Source organism: Glaciecola sp. G7-5 (assembly GCF_055808975.1).
This window is the reverse complement of sequence record NZ_CM147892.1, coordinates 2,590,873-2,607,866: the sequence shown is the minus strand read 5'-3', so window position 1 is coordinate 2,607,866 and position 16,994 is coordinate 2,590,873. Positions and strand designations below refer to the sequence as shown.

At 42.3% G+C, this 16,994-nt stretch carries 15 protein-coding genes and 5 tRNA genes; 5 read left to right on the top strand and 15 right to left on the bottom strand.

Features of this window, described 5'->3' with window-relative positions; translation table 11 throughout:
- Positions 1-3 precede the first annotated feature (3 nt).
- Complete coding sequence (gene ribF, locus AC0L6H_RS11495) at positions 4-930, bottom strand: bifunctional riboflavin kinase/FAD synthetase (RefSeq protein WP_473389089.1); 927 nt, start codon at positions 928-930, stop codon at positions 4-6.
- Positions 931-1,052: 122 nt separating this feature from the next.
- Positions 1,053-2,618 (bottom strand): murein biosynthesis integral membrane protein MurJ, encoded by a 1,566-nt coding sequence (gene murJ, locus AC0L6H_RS11490; protein ID WP_473389087.1) that lies wholly within the window; start codon positions 2,616-2,618, stop codon positions 1,053-1,055.
- 219 nt (positions 2,619-2,837) lie between these two features.
- Here murJ and rpsT point away from each other — a divergent pair, with 219 nt between their 5' ends.
- Together rpsT and AC0L6H_RS11480 are read left to right on the top strand one after the other, a co-directional pair.
- Positions 2,838-3,101 (top strand): 30S ribosomal protein S20, encoded by a 264-nt coding sequence (gene rpsT, locus AC0L6H_RS11485; RefSeq protein WP_473389086.1) that lies wholly within the window; start codon positions 2,838-2,840, stop codon positions 3,099-3,101.
- A 127-nt stretch (positions 3,102-3,228) separates the two neighbouring features.
- Positions 3,229-3,402 carry a hypothetical protein gene (locus AC0L6H_RS11480; RefSeq protein ID WP_473389085.1) on the top strand — a complete coding sequence of 58 codons (174 nt, stop codon included), beginning with the start codon at positions 3,229-3,231 and terminating at the stop codon, positions 3,400-3,402.
- A gap of 140 nt (positions 3,403-3,542) precedes the next feature.
- On the opposite strand, the gene AC0L6H_RS11475 is transcribed toward AC0L6H_RS11480, so the two are convergent.
- From AC0L6H_RS11475 to tig, 6 genes are all read right to left on the bottom strand, one after another.
- Entirely contained in the window at positions 3,543-5,432 is a 1,890-nt protein-coding gene (locus AC0L6H_RS11475; protein ID WP_473389083.1) for a SurA N-terminal domain-containing protein, read from the bottom strand.
- Between the two features lie 206 nt (positions 5,433-5,638).
- Positions 5,639-5,911, bottom strand: a complete 273-nt coding sequence (locus AC0L6H_RS11470) for an HU family DNA-binding protein (protein WP_473389082.1) — start codon at positions 5,909-5,911, stop codon at positions 5,639-5,641.
- A 300-nt stretch (positions 5,912-6,211) separates the two neighbouring features.
- Positions 6,212-8,566: an endopeptidase La gene (gene lon, locus AC0L6H_RS11465; RefSeq protein WP_473389081.1), complete on the bottom strand. Its 2,355-nt coding sequence runs from the start codon at positions 8,564-8,566 to the stop codon at positions 6,212-6,214.
- A gap of 107 nt (positions 8,567-8,673) precedes the next feature.
- On the bottom strand, positions 8,674-9,948 hold the full coding sequence (gene clpX / locus AC0L6H_RS11460) for an ATP-dependent protease ATP-binding subunit ClpX (protein WP_473389080.1): 1,275 nt from the start codon (positions 9,946-9,948) through the stop codon (positions 8,674-8,676).
- A 50-nt stretch (positions 9,949-9,998) separates the two neighbouring features.
- Positions 9,999-10,622 (bottom strand): ATP-dependent Clp endopeptidase proteolytic subunit ClpP, encoded by a 624-nt coding sequence (clpP, locus tag AC0L6H_RS11455; RefSeq protein ID WP_473389079.1) that lies wholly within the window; start codon positions 10,620-10,622, stop codon positions 9,999-10,001.
- An 88-nt stretch (positions 10,623-10,710) separates the two neighbouring features.
- Positions 10,711-12,015, bottom strand: a complete 1,305-nt coding sequence (gene tig / locus AC0L6H_RS11450) for a trigger factor (RefSeq protein ID WP_473389078.1) — start codon at positions 12,013-12,015, stop codon at positions 10,711-10,713.
- 283 nt (positions 12,016-12,298) lie between these two features.
- On the opposite strand from tig, the gene AC0L6H_RS11445 reads away from it, so the two are divergent.
- Complete coding sequence (locus tag AC0L6H_RS11445) at positions 12,299-12,427, top strand: hypothetical protein (RefSeq protein ID WP_473389077.1); 129 nt, start codon at positions 12,299-12,301, stop codon at positions 12,425-12,427.
- 21 nt (positions 12,428-12,448) lie between these two features.
- Here AC0L6H_RS11445 and AC0L6H_RS11440 read toward each other — a convergent pair.
- The 5 genes from AC0L6H_RS11440 to AC0L6H_RS11420 form a co-directional block, all read right to left on the bottom strand.
- Positions 12,449-12,525, bottom strand: a tRNA-Pro gene (locus AC0L6H_RS11440).
- 30 nt (positions 12,526-12,555) lie between these two features.
- A tRNA-Leu gene (locus AC0L6H_RS11435) sits at positions 12,556-12,640 on the bottom strand.
- 77 nt (positions 12,641-12,717) lie between these two features.
- A tRNA-His gene (locus AC0L6H_RS11430) sits at positions 12,718-12,793 on the bottom strand.
- A 62-nt stretch (positions 12,794-12,855) separates the two neighbouring features.
- Positions 12,856-12,932, bottom strand: a tRNA-Arg gene (locus tag AC0L6H_RS11425).
- Positions 12,933-12,952: 20 nt separating this feature from the next.
- A tRNA-Pro gene (locus tag AC0L6H_RS11420) sits at positions 12,953-13,029 on the bottom strand.
- Positions 13,030-13,305: 276 nt separating this feature from the next.
- On the opposite strand from AC0L6H_RS11420, the gene folD reads away from it, so the two are divergent.
- Positions 13,306-14,208 carry a bifunctional methylenetetrahydrofolate dehydrogenase/methenyltetrahydrofolate cyclohydrolase FolD gene (gene folD, locus AC0L6H_RS11415; RefSeq protein WP_473389075.1) on the top strand — a complete coding sequence of 301 codons (903 nt, stop codon included), beginning with the start codon at positions 13,306-13,308 and terminating at the stop codon, positions 14,206-14,208.
- Positions 14,208-14,753: a DUF1415 domain-containing protein gene (locus tag AC0L6H_RS11410; RefSeq protein WP_473389074.1), complete on the top strand. Its 546-nt coding sequence runs from the start codon at positions 14,208-14,210 to the stop codon at positions 14,751-14,753. Before folD ends, AC0L6H_RS11410 begins: the two co-directional genes overlap by 1 nt.
- Here the strand turns inward: AC0L6H_RS11410 and AC0L6H_RS11405 are convergent.
- Both AC0L6H_RS11405 and AC0L6H_RS11400 read right to left on the bottom strand, forming a co-directional pair.
- Positions 14,737-15,240: a hypothetical protein gene (locus tag AC0L6H_RS11405; RefSeq protein ID WP_473389073.1), complete on the bottom strand. Its 504-nt coding sequence runs from the start codon at positions 15,238-15,240 to the stop codon at positions 14,737-14,739. The two genes, AC0L6H_RS11410 and AC0L6H_RS11405, sit on opposite strands and share 17 nt — an antisense overlap.
- Before the next feature lie 241 nt (positions 15,241-15,481).
- Entirely contained in the window at positions 15,482-16,993 is a 1,512-nt protein-coding gene (locus tag AC0L6H_RS11400) for a Gldg family protein (RefSeq protein ID WP_473389071.1), read from the bottom strand.
- Between the last annotated feature and the right edge of the window lies 1 nt (position 16,994).

The following is a 16,994-nucleotide window of genomic DNA, read 5'->3' as shown; positions in this document are numbered from 1 at the left end:
AAATCATTGATTGGCGAGCAAACGTTTGGCTTGCTCAGCGTCTTTATTTATTTGTTTTGTCAATTCCTGAAAATCGATAAATTTTATTTCGTCACGTATTTTGCTAACAAACTCAACACTGATGTGTTGTGCGTATAAATCGCCTACAAAGTCGAACAAATGCGCTTCAAGTTGCATTCTTGTACCGTTTAGGGTGGGCCTATGGCCTACATTGGCAACGCCTTTGTATATCTTATCTCGATAACTTACTTTGACTGCGAAAACGCCACTCAGCGGAGATTTGTGACGCATTAGTAAAATATTGGCTGTAGGAAAACCTATTTTCCTGCCATTTTTCTCACCATGCACCACTTTGCCCACAACCGAAAATGGCCGTCCTAACATCGCCTTGGCAAGTGCAAAATCGCCGTTTTTAAGAGCGGTTCTAATCGCCGTAGAACTGATCCGGTTTTCTAACATAGTGAAACTTTGCGTACTCACCACATCAAATCCTAATTGCTGACCTTGCTGCTCAAGCATATCAAAATCACCGCTGCGACCTACACCAAAGCGAAAATCATCACCAACGACTAAAAATTTAACCCCGAGTTGATTCACCAATAAGTCTTTTATGAATGTTTGCGGTGACATGCTCGAGAAAGCCGCGCAAAATCGCACACATAAAAGACGATGCACGCCTAGCTTTTCGAGCTCAACATACTTGTCTCTTAACAATGACAAGCGAGCAGGTGCGTTTTGCGGAGCGAATAGCTCTTCAGGTTGAGGCTCAAACACCATGACCACAGCAGGTAAGTTTAGCGACTCAGCTTTTTCCAAAACACTTTGTAGCACCGCCTGATGGCCTAAGTGAACACCATCGAATTTACCAATAGTAAGCACACAGCCATGATGCTGGGCACGAATATTATGTAAACCTCTGATTAATTCCACGCTAATAAACAACTTTACTTAAACAACAAAGCGCAAGATTATAAACGACAAGCACTTCAATACCAACGCTTTAAAGGCAGAAAGATAGCTTATTTTGCACATCTGCTGTGAATAACTCAGTGCTATTTTTTAACTTCCTTACCAATTAACTGATGAGGACGAATACCAAGAAGCAGCAATGAAAGCCCATAAGTCAGTGCGCCTATCCCAATAGCAATACACAAGTATTCAAGACGCTTTACAAAAGTGCTCTCTATCCAAGTTACATTTGTAGAGTAATACACTAACGCAGATGTCATGAGCAGCGCTGCCAATGTTATTTTCCCAAGAAACCACCACGTTTGGGTTGGCACCTTATACACGCCCAAAAAAGACAGTCTGCGATACAACAAAACCGCGTTCATCGTACCCGATAGTGCTGTTGCCATGGCCAAACCCACATAGCCGAAAGGGATGGCCAATATTAAGTTAAATACCATGTTAGCGACCATGGTCATAATCCCATATTTGACCGGTGTTTTCGTGTCTTGGCGAGAATAAAAGGCAGGCGCAAAGATTTTAACTAGCATAAATCCGAATAGACCTGTTGCGTACGCAATTAAACTGACTGATGCCATATAGGCGGTATCAACGGTGAAGGCACCCCGTTGAAATATAACTAACATCAATGGCATGGCTAAAACGATAAGCGCTGCGCTAGCGGGTATACCTAACATTGCAATAATACGAAAGGCCCAGTCGATGTTTCTAGCGAAGGCTTGTTTGTCATTAGTCACATGGTTTTTAGATAAGGCAGGTAGTATAACGGTGGCGATCGCTATTCCGAATAAACCAAGGGGAAATTCAAGTAAACGGTCAGAATAATAAAGCCAACTAATTGAACCTGTTTGCAGAAAACTGGCAATCAAGGTATCGAGAAGAAGGTTTATTTGACTTACTGAAACGCCAAAAAGCGCAGGAATCATCAAGGTGCGAACTTTAACCACCCCAGGGTCTTTCCAGCCCCATTTAGGCCTAACGAGTAAACCTGCCCGGAATAGAAAAGGAAGTTGAAAAAACAACTGTACCGCGCCGCCTATAAACACGCCCCATGCTAAGGCATATGCACCTAATGATAAATAAGGGGCGAGAAAGTATGCACATGCAATTATAGAAATATTTAACAAGACGGGCGTAAACGCCGCCACCGCAAATTTGCCCAAGGTATTGAGTATCGCACCGGCAAAACCCGTTAAGGATATAAAGAAAATATAGGGAAAAGTAATCTTAATAAGCATGCTTGCATGCTCATACTTTTCACCGCCCGGCTGCCCATTTAAATAATCAATAAACCAACCTGCCCCAAACACCGCCGCGAGAACCGACGAAGCAAGCACACCGATAATCGCCGTACAAAAAACGATCGCACCTAAAGTGCCCGATACATTAGCAATAAATTGTTTTAAGCGAGCATGATCGTTTTGCGCTTGCACTTCGGTTAGTACAGGAATAAATGCTTGTGCAAATGCGCCTTCTGCAAATAAGCGACGTAAAAAATTAGGGATTTTATTCGCGAGGAAAAATACGTCAGCGCCTGAATTTGCGCCAAGTAAATTTGCGACAACAACATCCCTTATTAAGCCTAGTACTCTTGACAGTAAAGTCATAGAGCTGACGATAACACCTGCTTTAATTAGTTTTTTAGCCATGCACCGCTCGTTGCTTGGTGCGCCCATCTGGGCTAAGACAAAATAGTAGCTTCATTTACTGTGATGGTTTTCGTGAATCAGAATATGTTGATAGTATAACGACATTTAAGATTAGTTGAGTTTTTTTTGCAATTATCCTCTATATTCGTTGACAAATAGACGGATAACTTAGATAATCCGCACCCTCAATTTTGACATGAATATTTTAGGAGTTACACCTTGGCTAACATTAAGTCTGCTAAGAAACGTGCAATTCAAGCTGAGAAGCGCCGCCAGCATAATGCAAGCCGTCGCTCCATGACTCGTACTTGCATCAAAAAAATTATTGCTGCTGTTGACGCAGGCAATAAAGAAGAAGCACAAAGTGCTTATGCTGCTGCAGTGCCTATCCTTGATAGAATGGCTGCGAAGGGTCTTATTCATAAGAATAAAGCTTCTCGTCATAAGTCACGTTTAAACGCACAAATTAAGGCTATGGCCTAACCTAGAGAGCCTTTTGGGACCTCTAACAAGATATAAAGGCCTTTGAATAAATTCAAAGGCCTTTTTTTAAGCTCAAATTTAGCTTTGAGCGTATACTTTATTCATTACATATTAAAAGAGCCTTTTCATGATTAAGTATATTTTCCTCTTTCCTCTTGCCTTATGCGTAATTTGGTATACTTATTTGCACGTCAACAATTATTCTTTTGAAGATGGACGCAAAGGGTTTGTCTATATCGCCGTGCTAAGCGCCGTTATTGTTGGCTTTTTTGCCCTCATCTGGGCCATTACCCGCGCCTAACATCGCCACATAATATTGGCTAAAAAAGAAAACAAAAAACCGCATTTCAAACTAAGCATGTAAACCTAGTATAGAGAATGCGGTTTTTTAGACTCATAGCTTAAGAGAAGTTAATCATACCCTTCTTTAAGCACTTAGCATTAGTTTCTTACTATCTTCACATCTGCATTCGCACGAAGCGCTGCAACAAAGTTTTGATAGGTTTGCTGGCCTTGCAAACGCTTTAAGCCTTGTTCTATATTCGCTCTATCAGTCTCTGAAGACGCAGTATCGTTATTCACCGCGGTTAATAGCACCACGCCAACATTACCGTTGTTTAGCGTCACAACCTTACTATTAGCGCCTTGTACAGGTCCTAACTCAAAACTTGCTTCGAGCATAGCAGGTGGTAGTTCGTTAGATGATCTAGCTAATGCGGTGTGTGTTTCCCAAGACAAATCCTGCTTAGCAAGCAAGTCATTAAGATCTTCACCATTGAACATTGCTGTTTGTATATCTTGTGCATAAACAAGCGCTTGTTCCTGCGCTTTTTCAGCTTTTAACGCGACTTCAATTTGAGCTTGCACTTCTTCAAGCGTTCTTGTTCTTTGTGGTTTATGTTCTGCGACTCTTGTCACCATCACTAAAGAATCCCGCAACTCTAAAATATCACTGTTAACTGATTGATCAATCAACTCACTTGAAAAAGCAAGGTCAGCAACTTGCGGAAAATTGACCGCTGGCGGTAGGTTGTTGCGCTCAAAAAATGCCGTTTCGATAATAGGTCTATTTGTAGCTTCGGCGACAGCTTCTAAGGAATCAGGTTCTTCGAACGCTAATCTAGCCATCTCTTGTTGCAATACAAAAAACTCATCGGTCGCTTTAGACGTGCGTATTTCAGACTCAATCTCAGCACGCACGTCTTCTAAAGGCGTAACTTCTTGTGCAGTGTACTCAGTCAGCTTAATGATATGGAAACCAAATTCAGTTTCTACAACATCTGACACATCGCCAGCGTTGTTAAGTGCAAAGGCAGCATCGCCAAACGCACCTTCATAGTCGGCGCGGTTAATTTCACCCAAATCACCGCCTTCTTCTGCGCTCACAATATCATCAGAATTTTCTTCGGCTAAGGTCGCAAAATCGCCACCTGACTTAACTTGAGCAAGTACAGCTTCTGCTTTAGCTTTCGCTGCGTCAGCATCTTCGCTGCTTTCAAACAAAATGTGCGATACTCTGCGGATTTCTTCACTAGTGTATAAAGCAATATTTTGTTCGTAGTATTCGTCAACTTCGTCACTACTTACCGAAACCTTTGGCATTAGATCGTCAACAGACAAAGTAACGTAAGCGAGTTTCACTTGTTCTTGGGTATCAAAGTCAGGTAAGTTGTTGTTGTAGTAATTAAGAATTTCTTCTTCGCTTAACTCAATCGAATCTTGATAAGCGGCAACATCTATCGTCAAGCTTTTCACGTCGCGTGTTTGGTTTTGAAGCGCGAGCATTTGCGTTACTTGATGCTCTAAACTGAAACTAGAACCATTGATAGCTTGGACCAATTGTTGCCGTGTCATTTGGCCACGTAGATACTCAGCAAATTCGCTAGGTGTATAGCCTGCACGTTCTAACGCACTTAAATACATCGCGTTATCAAATGCACCAGCAACTTGAAACTCTGGCAAGGTGGCAATGGATTTTTTAATCTCAGCGGCACCTACACGCAAGCCAAGTTCATCTGCTTTTTGTGAGACCAATTCGTCATTAATCAGTCTTTCTAGTATATCGCTTCGGAACTGATTTACGTAACTTTCACTATTAAACAATGAGTTAGCCGCTTCGCCAAATTGACTTTCAAAACGAGCACGTTCGTTATTGTAGGCAATTTCGAGGGTACCTGCTGCAATTTCTTCACCATTTACGACTGCAACGGCATTCGTATTATTTGAAGAGATGTAACTTCCCACGCCAGTGAATACAAAACTAACGACTATAAGCGCGACAATTCCGATCGCCCAAGGACCTTGAATGCCCTCACGAATATTTTGTAACATGTTTAACAACAACCTTTTGTTAAGTAGAAGTAGCCTTACAATCTATATATGACTAACTTATTGATTAAATTTTTCGACGCTAGATTATACCGACCCTTGCCCCGATACGCGAGGAAAACCCTGCACGAAGTCATAAATAACTTGCAAAAAAAAGACGATGATCGCTCATCGCCTTTCAAATACTACTTTTGATGTTTGTTGACTAATTAGTTACACGCATCTTTAAGTGCTTTACCCGCTTTAAATGCAGGTACTTTAGCAGCTGCAATCTGGATAGTCTCACCAGTTTGTGGGTTACGGCCACTGCGCGCTGCACGGTCACGAACAGCAAATGTGCCGAAACCAACAAGCGCAACCTGATCGCCATCTTTCAATGCCGCCGTTACTGAATCAGTAAATGCATCTAATGCACGGCCAGCAGCAGCTTTAGATATATCAGCTTGTTCTGCGATTAGGTCAGTTATTTGAGATTTGTTCACTATGGGATCCCCTTCGTTGTTATTATATTACTTAAAAAAAACGACAGACTTACGAGGTAAGCTATTCTAAATCCTTGAATAGCGCAGTACATCGTTAAAGCCCGTCTAGAGTTTGTCATGGTAATTTACTCTAGGTAAATTACCACTTGATTTAAAACGATAATTATGAATAAGAAACCGCCTGCCATCCCTTTATATTTGCATATTTGGGCTTTCAACGCTTACCCCAATAAGGTAGCACAACTGAGATGAATGTGAATAGCTTATTGAAAAAAATAACAAAAAATGCATTTAAATAACCTATTGTGACTTCGTATCCACACTAAAGCTATCTACTGGGTTTTCTAATGCGATATCTAAGACCTCATCAATCCATTTTACTGGGTGGATATTTAAATCACCGATGACATTTGCCGGAATTTCTTCTAAATCCCTCTCATTGTCAATCGGTATAATAACCGTCTTAATGCCTCCGCGATGGGCCGCTAGTAATTTCTCTTTCAGACCACCAATCGCAAGCACCTCACCTCTAAGGGTTATTTCACCAGTCATAGCAACATCACATTTCACTGGGTTACCTGTAAGAGAAGACACTAATGCCGTGCACATTCCTATGCCCGCACTTGGTCCGTCTTTGGGCGTGGCGCCTTCTGGAACATGCACGTGTATATCACGTTTCTCATGAAAGTCAGCGTTGATGCGAAGTTTTTCTGCACGCGAACGCACCACGGTCATGGCCGCTTTAATCGACTCCTGCATAACGTCACCTAGTGAACCGGTTGCCGTGGTTTTTCCTTTTCCAGGAACGGCACTTGTTTCAATCGTTAGAAGGTCGCCGCCAACCTGCGTCCACGCAAGTCCTGTTACTTGGCCAATTTGATTGTTTTTATCCGCTTTACCGTAATCAAATCGCTGTACCCCTAAATACTCTTTAAGGTTGTCTTGGTTCACCACTACGGTACCCTTCTCTTTTTTGAGTAGGATATTTTTGACAGCTTTACGGCAAATTTTTGAAATTTCTCGTTCCAAACTTCTCACGCCGGCTTCACGAGTGTAGTAACGAATAACGCCTATGATGGCCGAGTCTTCAATTTTAAGTTCGTTCTTTTTAAGACCGTTGCGCTCCATTTGCTTAGCAATAAGATGACGCAAGGCAATGTTAAGTTTCTCATCTTCGGTATAACCCGATAAACGAATAACTTCCATTCTATCAAGCAGTGGATCAGGAATATTCATACTGTTTGACGTCGCCACAAACATGACGTCTGACAAATCATAGTCCACTTCTAAGTAGTGGTCGCTAAAAGATGAGTTTTGCTCAGGGTCAAGTACCTCTAGCAACGCTGAAGATGGGTCGCCGCGCATATCAGATGACATTTTATCAATTTCGTCTAATAAAAAGAGTGGGTTTTTCACCCCAACCTTTGACATCTTTTGGATTAGCTTGCCTGGCAATGAACCTATGTAGGTGCGTCTATGTCCGCGTATTTCAGCTTCGTCACGAACGCCACCTAATGCCATACGCACATACTTACGCCCAGTCGCTTTGGCAACTGACTGCCCTAAGGACGTTTTACCAACACCGGGAGGGCCGACTAAGCATAAAATCGGTCCTTTTAATTTTTTAACACGTTGTTGAACGGCCAAATACTCTAAAATACGTTCTTTCACTTTTTCTAAGCCGAAGTGATCGTTATCAAGGACCTTCTCAGCTTGTTGAAGATCGCGTTTAACCGCGCTTCTTTTGAACCACGGAACTGACACCAACCATTCTATGTACGAGCGCACGACAGTCGCTTCTGCAGACATTGGTGACATCATTTTTAATTTATTGAGTTCAGCCGTTGCTTTGTCTTTTGCTTCGTCAGGCATTTTGGCAGCAATGATTTTTTTATTCAGCGCTTCAAATTCATCAGGTGCATCATCTAACTCACCCAATTCTTTTTGAATAGCTTTCATTTGCTCATTCAAATAATATTCGCGCTGACTCTTTTCCATTTGCTTTTTGACACGCGTGCGAATTTTCTTTTCGACTTGCAATAAGTCAATCTCACCTTCCATCAGCGCCATTAAAAACTCAATGCGCTCAACAATGCTTTGCATCTCGAGGACTTTTTGTTTTTCATTTAACTTAAGCGGCATGTGCGCAGCCATGGTGTCGGCTAAACGCGCAGCATCCTCAATACCGTTGAGAGAGGTCAATACTTCAGGCGGGATCTTTTTATTTAACTTAACATAGCCTTCAAATTGCGAGACAGCAGAGCGCACTAGCACTTCCTGCTCAGTGTCATCTAGCAACTCATCGTTAAGTGTCGACACATCAGCCACAAAAAATGGCTCGGTATCTACGTAGTTATCAACCTTGCCTCTTACATTACCTTCGACCAATACTTTAACAGTGCCATCAGGCAGTTTGAGCAGTTGTAGAATGGTGGCAACAGTGCCGACTTCAAACACATCAGAAGTGCTAGGTTCGTCTATTCCGGCATCGGTTTGAGCAACCAAAAAAACACGCTTGTCGTTGTCCATTGCCGCTTCTAAGCACTGAATAGACTTTTCACGACCAACGAACAACGGGATTACCATATGGGGATACACTACTACATCACGTAATGCCAACACGGGCATGTTCTTGAGTACACTACTGGTGGTCATTTTTCTCTCTTAACTAATTGCTTTGTGGTTGTATATGGGGATTGTCAGCTAAAGTTTAAAGTTGAATTGTGAAAAAAGTAAAAAGGGCCTGCTCGGCCCTTTCCAGATTATTCTGAAGCCGCCTTCTTATCTGCGTTTTCATAGATTAATAAAGGCTCTGACTCACCTCTAATAACCGCTTCATCAATGACAACCTTAGATACATTCGGATTAGAGGGCAAGTCATACATAGTATCTAAAAGCACCGCTTCAACAATAGAGCGTAAACCCCTTGCACCTGTTTTGCGTGACATAGCTTTACTTGCGATCGCTCTTAAAGCGTCTTCTCTAAACTCTAACTCGGCTCCTTCTAAAGCTAATAACGCGCCATACTGTTTAGTAATTGCATTTTTAGGCTCTTGAAGGATCTGAATCAAGGCGTCTTCACTTAACTCTTCAAGACTCGTCACAACAGGTAAACGTCCGATAAATTCAGGAATAAGACCATATTTAACTAAATCTTGTGGCTCTACGTCTTTGAACAAAGCCGATAAACCTTTCGCTTCTTTATCGCCTTTTACCTCAACACCAAAACCTATGCCGGTGCCTTTTGCACTGCGTTGTTCAATTATTTTATCTAAGCCGGCAAATGCGCCACCACAGATAAATAAGATTTTGGAGGTGTCAACCTGTAAAAACTCTTGCTGTGGATGCTTTCGTCCGCCCTGAGGTGGAACCGATGCAATGGTACCTTCAATGAGTTTTAGTAAGGCCTGTTGCACGCCCTCACCAGAAACATCACGAGTGATAGAAGGGTTATCAGATTTACGTGATATTTTATCAATTTCATCAATGTACACGATACCGCGCTGCGCCTTTTCAGGATCGTAATCGCATTTTTGCAGCAGTTTCTGAATAATATTTTCGACGTCCTCACCTACATAACCCGCTTCAGTCAAGGTGGTAGCATCGGCCATTGTAAACGGCACATCAAGCAGGCGCGCTAGCGTTTCTGCTAATAGTGTTTTACCACTGCCCGTCGGTCCAATCAGTAAGATATTACTTTTGCCTAATTCAACACCCTCATGAACGTCACCATTCTTGAGTCGTTTGTAATGATTGTAAACCGCCACCGACAAGACTTTCTTAGCATGTTCTTGCCCTATAACATAATCATCAAGGTGGGCGTGAATTTCTGTAGGTGTAGGTAATGCATCAGCTTTTTGCTTGGGAGAAATCTCTTTGATTTCTTCACGAATAATATCGTTGCATAGCTCGACGCATTCATCACAAATAAAAACCGATGGACCAGCAATAAGTTTACGTACTTCGTGCTGACTTTTACCACAGAAAGAACAATACAATAATTTGTTGTCACCCTCTTTGGTACTATTATCACTCATAAATTTTGCCTTCCACTTTTCAAATGCCCTTGTAATAAGGGCGTTAGGTATTATTTGCCAACGTCTGCACGGCTATTTAAAACACTATCAACTAAACCGTAGTCAACTGATTCTTTCGCACTCAAAAAATTATCTCGGTCAGTGTCTTTTGCCACTTTCTCATATTTTTGACCGGTATGCTCTGCCATTAAACGATTCATCTTCTCTTTAATAGACAGAATTTCTTTTGCATGTATTTCAAAATCAGACGCCTGGCCTTGGAATCCACCTAAAGGTTGGTGAATCATGACACGTGCATTAGGCAGTGCATAGCGTTTGCCCTTTGCGCCTGCTGACAACAAAAATGCGCCCATGCTAGCCGCTTGTCCAATACAAACCGTACTTACGTCTGGCTTGATGAAGTTCATAGTATCATAAATAGCCATGCCCGCAGTAACAGAACCACCTGGGGAGTTTATATAAAGAAAAATGTCTTTTTCTGGATTTTCTGCTTCTAAGAACAGCATCTGCGCGACAATAAGGTTTGCCATGTGATCTTCTACTTGGCCTACCAAAAATATGACATTTTCTTTTAATAATCGAGAATAGATATCAAACGAACGCTCACCACGAGCGGTTTGTTCGATTACCATAGGAACGAGTGCATTAGACGGGTCGGAAATATTATTTATCATTTTGTCTCTTTTTAGTTAAAAAAAATGCCCGGAAAGTCCGAGCATTTAATCAGTTGATAAGCTGTCAAGTCAACAAATACGTAAAAAATTACGCTTTTTTGTTCATAACTTCATCAAACGACTTTTTCACTTCTTTGACTTTTGCTTTTTCTAATATGGTATCAATTGCTTGCTCTTCAAGGGCAAGATTTTGAATTTGTTGCAATAACTCTTGGTTATTTTTGTAATACTCTACCACTTCACTTGGATCTTCGTATGCAGAAGCGGTTGTTTCGATCAAAGCGTCAACGCGTGCTTGGTCAACTTTCACATCATTTTCTTTGATGATTTGTCCAATCAACAGCCCTACTGAAACACGACGTTTAGCGTTTTCAGTGAACATGTCCGCCGGCAACTCTGGCAAATTTTGCCCATTACCTTGCTGCTCAAAACGTTGTTTCGCTTGTTCACGTAAAGCGTTGATTTCTTGATCTAGCAATGCTTTGGGTACGTCAACTTCGTTATCGGCCAATAAGGCATCAATTACAGCTTCTTTTACGCTAGTTTTCAAGGTTTGGTCTAGTTCGCGCTGCATATTTTTCTTAACTTCAGCTTCAAGCGCTTCTACGCCGCCTTCTTTAACACCAAATAATTCAGCGAACTCTTCGTCAATTTTTGGCAAGTTAAGGCCTTCAACCTTCGTAACTTTAATCGCAAAGCTAGCCGCTTTACCTTTTAGTGCTTCAGCATGATAATCTTCTGGGAAAGTCACTTCAGCAACCACTTCATCGCCTGTTTTAGCGCCAATTAGCGGCTCTTCAAAACCAGGTATCATTTGGCTTTTGCCAAGTTCTAGTGGGAAGTCATCAGCTTTTCCACCATCAAACTCTTCGCCATCGATACTACCAACGAAACTGATAGTGACCTTATCGCCTTTTTTGGCTTTACGCTTACATTCTTTAAAAGTAGCGTGCTGCTGCTGTAAGGTTTTCATCATTTCGCTTAAATCTTTGTCGCCAATCGTTACTACGGGCTTGTCGATTTTAAGTTCTTCTAAACCTTTAACTTCAACTTCAGGGTAAATTTCAAAAGTTGCTACAAATTCAAGAGCTTCCCCATCTACGTCTTTGGTTAATTCGAAGTTAGGCATGCCTGCAGGATTAATTTTCTCTTGCATGATAGCCTGATAAAAATGCTGTTGCATAACATCGCCAGCAACTTCTTGACGTACTGCACTACCAAAACGCTTTTTAATAACGCTAACTGGCACCTTACCTGGACGAAAACCGTTAATACGTTGTGTTTTTGCTAATTGTTGTAAACGCGACTTAACAGCAGTATCTACTGATTCTGCTGGAACGGTAATGGTAAGACGGCGTTCTAAGCCTTGAGTCGTCTCGACTGACACTTGCATTCTTCTACCTCAACTATGCGCTATTTGCGCTTTTGTGTTATCTATCATAACGAAAAAGTTAGTGAAAAAATTTTCGCCTATGCATGGCACCCAAACAACTTCAAAAGGTGCATGAGTTTAAAAAAAGGACGCCAGATTATACAGAGTGATTTTCGTATAGTCGAGAAGTTATAAGGCTTTAAGTGAAAAAAACCTATATATTGCGAAATTGGGGATGTTTTTAGGAGATCTCAGCCTTCGCTGAGATGACGAGGGAGAGCGCCTGGTTGACGAGGGAGAGCGCTTGGTTGACGAGGGAGAGCGCTTGGTTGACGTGGGAGAGCGCTTGGTTGACGTCGGAGAGCGCTTGGTTGACGTCGGAGAGCGCTTGGTTGACGTCGGAGAGCGCTTAGTTGACGTCGGAGAGCGCTGAGTTAACGATTTATAAAAAAAATGGTCGGTGAGATAGGATTCGAACCTACGACCCCTTGGACCCAAACCAAGTGCGCTACCAAGCTGCGCCACTCACCGAGATTTCTTTTGATATGTATAAACTTTAGATGGTGCGGAAGGAGAGACTTGAACTCTCACGCCGTGAAGCACTGGAACCTAAATCCAGCGTGTCTACCAATTCCACCACTCCCGCAAAACTGTTGTTGCTGTGCTACTGAATACTACACCGAAGGTTTGTGGCAAAAGGCCGCAAATATAAGGCAGAAAAAGTGGGGTGGACGATGGGGTTTGAACCCACGACCGCTGGAATCACAATCCAGAGCTCTACCAACTGAGCTACGCCCACCACTGTTTCTTTTTCACTTTTGTCTAGCAAGTCACTTTTATTTGCCTTTTGAGCCAATGAAATGGCGCGTCCGGCAGGATTCGAACCTGCGACCACCCGCTTAGAAGGCGGGTGCTCTATCCAGCTGAGCTACGGACGCTCGTCGAATCAAAAAGCGAATGGTCGGTGAGATAGGATTCGAACCTACGACCCCTTGGACCCAAACCAAGTGCGCTACCAAGCTGCGCCACTCACCGACAGTGTAAAAACGAACTAAATTGCTCATCTCTACGGGGGGCGCATGTTACCGACTATGCCCATTGTGGTCAAACATTTTTTCGCATAAATACGTGATTTTTTACTGCTTGATGTTTTTTTCAGCATCTAGACAGGCTAAGTTCAAAATAAACCCAAACTGCGTTCTTGTCGATTCGCCCATTATATTGAATGAGATTAGCTCAATTTCTGGTTTTCTCTTCGGTTTTTACTTAAACTATATGCCTAGTTACTAGACTCCTTTGGCGAAGAAATAAATGACAGCCCAGCTCATCGATGGCAAGAAAATAGCAAAACAAGTACGCAACAACGTTGCTGCACACGTAGAAATATTAAAAGAAGCAAATAAAAGAATACCCGGCTTGGCTGTTGTACTAGTGGGTCTTAACCCAGCGTCACAAGTATACGTAGCAAATAAAACACGGGCCTGTAGCGAGGTTGGCTTGGTGTCTAAGGAGTTCACCTTGCCCGCCACAACGAGTCAAGAAACACTGTTAGCATTAGTCGACAAGCTAAATTCTGACCCGCAAATTGATGGTATTTTGGTACAACTGCCCTTACCTGCAGGATTAAACGCTGATGAAGTACTTGAGCGCATCCATCCAAGCAAAGACGTCGATGGCTTTCATCCCTACAACATTGGCCGTTTGGCCCAGCGTATGCCATCTTTGCGTCCGTGCACACCCAAAGGCATCATGACTATGATTGAGGCCACAAAACGCAAAATAAAAGGGTTAGACGCTGTTATTGTAGGGGCGTCTAATATTGTAGGGCGCCCTATGGGTCTTGAGTTGCTTTTGGCTGGTTGTACTGTGACTACCTGTCATAAATTTACCAAAGATTTGTCATCTCATGTACGCCGAGCAGATTTATTAGTCGTAGCCGTCGGCAAACCAAACTTTATTCCTGGCGAATGGGTTAAGCCTGGTGCTATTGTGATTGATGTTGGCATTAACCGATTAGAAGATGGCAGTTTAACAGGTGATGTAGATTTTGACGTAGCCAAAGACCGAGCAGATTGGATAACCCCTGTGCCCGGTGGCGTTGGTCCTATGACGGTGGCTAGCTTGATTGAAAACACGCTAGAGGCTTATGTTGAATTTAACTCATCAAGTAATCAAAGCGGCGCAGATAAGACCATAAGTGATGCAAAAGTATAATGAGTTCAGAAACGAAAAGTCCTAGCTCACTGGTCGAAGCAAAAATCTGGGCGTGGTTAGATGCTGTAGTTATCGCTGAAAACTTTTGTCCTTTCGCCAAAGTACCAAGGCAACAAGATAAAGTTAGATTAGTGGTATCAGAACATAGCGATACCGAAGAAATTTTGAAGATGCTTGCTGATGAATGTAAATTTTTAGACAGTAACCCAAGTACCGAAACTAGCATACTTGCCCTGAGTAAAGGCCTAGCTGATTTTTACGACTATTTAGATGCCTTGGATATTGCACAGGCACTGCTTGAAGATCTTGGATATGAAGGTAAATTTCAATTGGCGAGTTTTCATCCAGAGTATCTGTTTGAAGGCGAAGCGCCAAACTCCACCAGTCATTATACGAATCGCGCCCCTTATCCTTTGTTTCACCTTATTAGAGAGGCAAGCATTACCAAGATGCTGCGCTTTGTCCCAGATCCTGAGGCTATCCCACTTAGAAATATCGAACACGCTAATAGTTTAGGCGTCGCCTTTTTCAAACGCTTTCTTTAGGAGCTTTACTTTTAGGAGCTTTACTTTTTTCCTCTTTATCAGAGGACGGCGTTTCGCTTTCGCTATTATCGGTATCAGAATCTTTAGTTCCAATTCCAAGATCTTCAATACGAATCACATGCTCAACGTCATCCTTTTTACTGCTTTCGGGTTTTGCTTTACCTGCGTCTTTGTTCTTGCCTTTGGGTTTCTCATTAGCGTCACTTTTGTCGCTTAAGCTCTCTGGCTCTGGCGATTTAAGCGTCTCTTGCACAGAGTCTTGTGGTTCTTTAGTTTCGCTCACGTCTACATTTTGTTTGGCATCGCTGCTTATGTTTAGTACTTTAGGGCTAACTCTCAATCTAGGTTTTGGCGCAGGCGTCGACGTTGACTGCTGTAAAGGCTCTTCCTCACTTGAGTACTGATAGTCAATGAAAAAGCTTTGACTTGCTTTCTTTTTGAAAAGTTTAGCAAGTAAAAACAGAAGGAGCACAATTAGCAAAGGCATTAGCACAATGTTGACTAACTTAAGTATGTTACCTAATTCATCAATATCTCTTTGCAGCTGAAACTGGACTTCGCGCAGAGACTTTCTAATTTCGCCACGTTGTTTGGTAAACGCCGCGATTGCGGCCTCTTGTTCCTGCGTTGCGCTCTCACTGTCTAATTGGCTTTGTAGCTGAACAAGTAAGGCTTCTGTTTCATCAAGCTGTGCTTTTAAGCGTTTTTCTTGTTCTCTAAACTTTTCTTCAGCGACAACTTGTATCGCTTGTACTTTTAGTAAAGGGACGCGTAAAGGTACCTCGCCCTCTTATGCCTATTAGATTTTCGTTACCACTCAAATTTTCTAGGATGTTGAGTATAAAATCGCCATTATTTGCGAATTGATCGAACACAGTTTGACCAAAGAAACTGCTTTGTTGAACCCAAAAGCGGTTTGCTGCGATATCAGCATCCCCAATAACAACAATATTTAAATTATCGGTATTTTTCACTAATGTGGAATTGGAATTCTCTGGACTATCGGCGAAATGTGAAGAGGCCGGCCCAGAGTACCTAGCCGCTAGCGTAAATGGCTTATCTACACTAACAAAATCTGCAGCCAATATTTCAGGATTTCGGGTAGCCATATATTTTTGGGTTTCAATCAGGTCTGCAGTTGCTGAAGAACTGAGTAAGGCAGTTTGCGTTAGTTGACTATTAGATGCTAACGATAGGCTACCGAATGATGCACCATTGATACTGTCTAAATCTGCACTAGCAATGTCGTCATTATTTATTTGTTCTTTACCAAGACCCAAAAAGCCCATGTGCCGAACTATTCCGCCTTCTGCATCGCGTACTTCTAGTCCCGTGAGGGCGTCTAAAACAACCTCAGCACTATTAAAACTAACACCATAAGTGGCTAACAAGGGCAATACCGAGCTATTACTACCAACCGAGCCCATCTGAGCCATTGGATCAGATTCGTAATGGGCGTCCATCAACACTAAGGATTTGCCACCTTGCATGATATATTGATCAATTTGCCTAAGCAGGGCGTCGTTAATGTTTTGCGGATGCCATAACATTAAAACTTGTGTTTCATCGGGTAGGGCTTCATCAGAACTACTCAATAATGATACGTCAAAGATCTCTTGAAATTGTTGATACAACGCATATGGGGCAGTAACTTCCCCAGTCAAAGGGTTTTGTCCACCAGCAATTTCCAAATCACTGACGATAGTTAACTTAACCGGCTCAGGGCTGCTTAATTTATGCAATAAGCTACTAATATCATATTCTAGGAAGGTCTCTTTGCTTGGGTCAAAGAAGCTGATAATCATGGTATCTTCAAGGGCATTAGTGCCGGCAAGCCCAAAATAAACGGTGCTGCCACCGACCCCAGCTGAAGCGGGCGTTAAGCCAAAGCTAGCCGCTTGGTCTTCAGCCTCAGAGAAAGCTTCGGTATCTATGACTTCGAGGGTAATCTTACCGTCAGCTAATCTTACGTATTCACGCAACAAGGCCTCAACACGGATTTTATAGTCACGAAGGGCTGTCATGCCTTTTGAATTGTCTTGTGAAAAAAACAAATATAAGTTTATGTCTTGCTTTAGCTCACTTGCAATGCGCTGGCTGCCTTGTGAAAGCGAGTAGATTTGATTCTCAGTCAAATCAACGCTGATATCTTTTAGATAACGATTATTTAGTACCATCGCGCTTAAAAAAATGCCAATTAGGAGGCTTAATAATACGAGGGTAGAAAAAGTATTCTTCATA

What these genes read in the sequence shown, in the direction of transcription:
- murJ (WP_473389087.1), bottom strand. Translation starts at nt 2,618, where the DNA reads ATGGCTAAAAAACTAATTAAAGCAGGTGTTATCGTCAGCTCTATGACT.
- AC0L6H_RS11480 (WP_473389085.1), top strand. Translation starts at nt 3,229, where the DNA reads ATGATTAAGTATATTTTCCTCTTTCCTCTTGCCTTATGCGTAATTTGG.
- AC0L6H_RS11475 (WP_473389083.1), bottom strand. Translation starts at nt 5,432, where the DNA reads ATGTTACAAAATATTCGTGAGGGCATTCAAGGTCCTTGGGCGATCGGA.
- lon (WP_473389081.1), bottom strand. Translation starts at nt 8,566, where the DNA reads ATGACCACCAGTAGTGTACTCAAGAACATGCCCGTGTTGGCATTACGT.
- clpX (WP_473389080.1), bottom strand. Translation starts at nt 9,948, where the DNA reads ATGAGTGATAATAGTACCAAAGAGGGTGACAACAAATTATTGTATTGT.
- clpP (WP_473389079.1), bottom strand. Translation starts at nt 10,622, where the DNA reads ATGATAAATAATATTTCCGACCCGTCTAATGCACTCGTTCCTATGGTA.
- tig (WP_473389078.1), bottom strand. Translation starts at nt 12,015, where the DNA reads ATGCAAGTGTCAGTCGAGACGACTCAAGGCTTAGAACGCCGTCTTACC.
- folD (WP_473389075.1), top strand. Translation starts at nt 13,306, where the DNA reads ATGACAGCCCAGCTCATCGATGGCAAGAAAATAGCAAAACAAGTACGC.
- AC0L6H_RS11410 (WP_473389074.1), top strand. Translation starts at nt 14,208, where the DNA reads ATGAGTTCAGAAACGAAAAGTCCTAGCTCACTGGTCGAAGCAAAAATC.
- AC0L6H_RS11405 (WP_473389073.1), bottom strand. Translation starts at nt 15,240, where the DNA reads ATGCCTTTGCTAATTGTGCTCCTTCTGTTTTTACTTGCTAAACTTTTC.
- AC0L6H_RS11400 (WP_473389071.1), bottom strand. Translation starts at nt 16,993, where the DNA reads ATGAAGAATACTTTTTCTACCCTCGTATTATTAAGCCTCCTAATTGGC.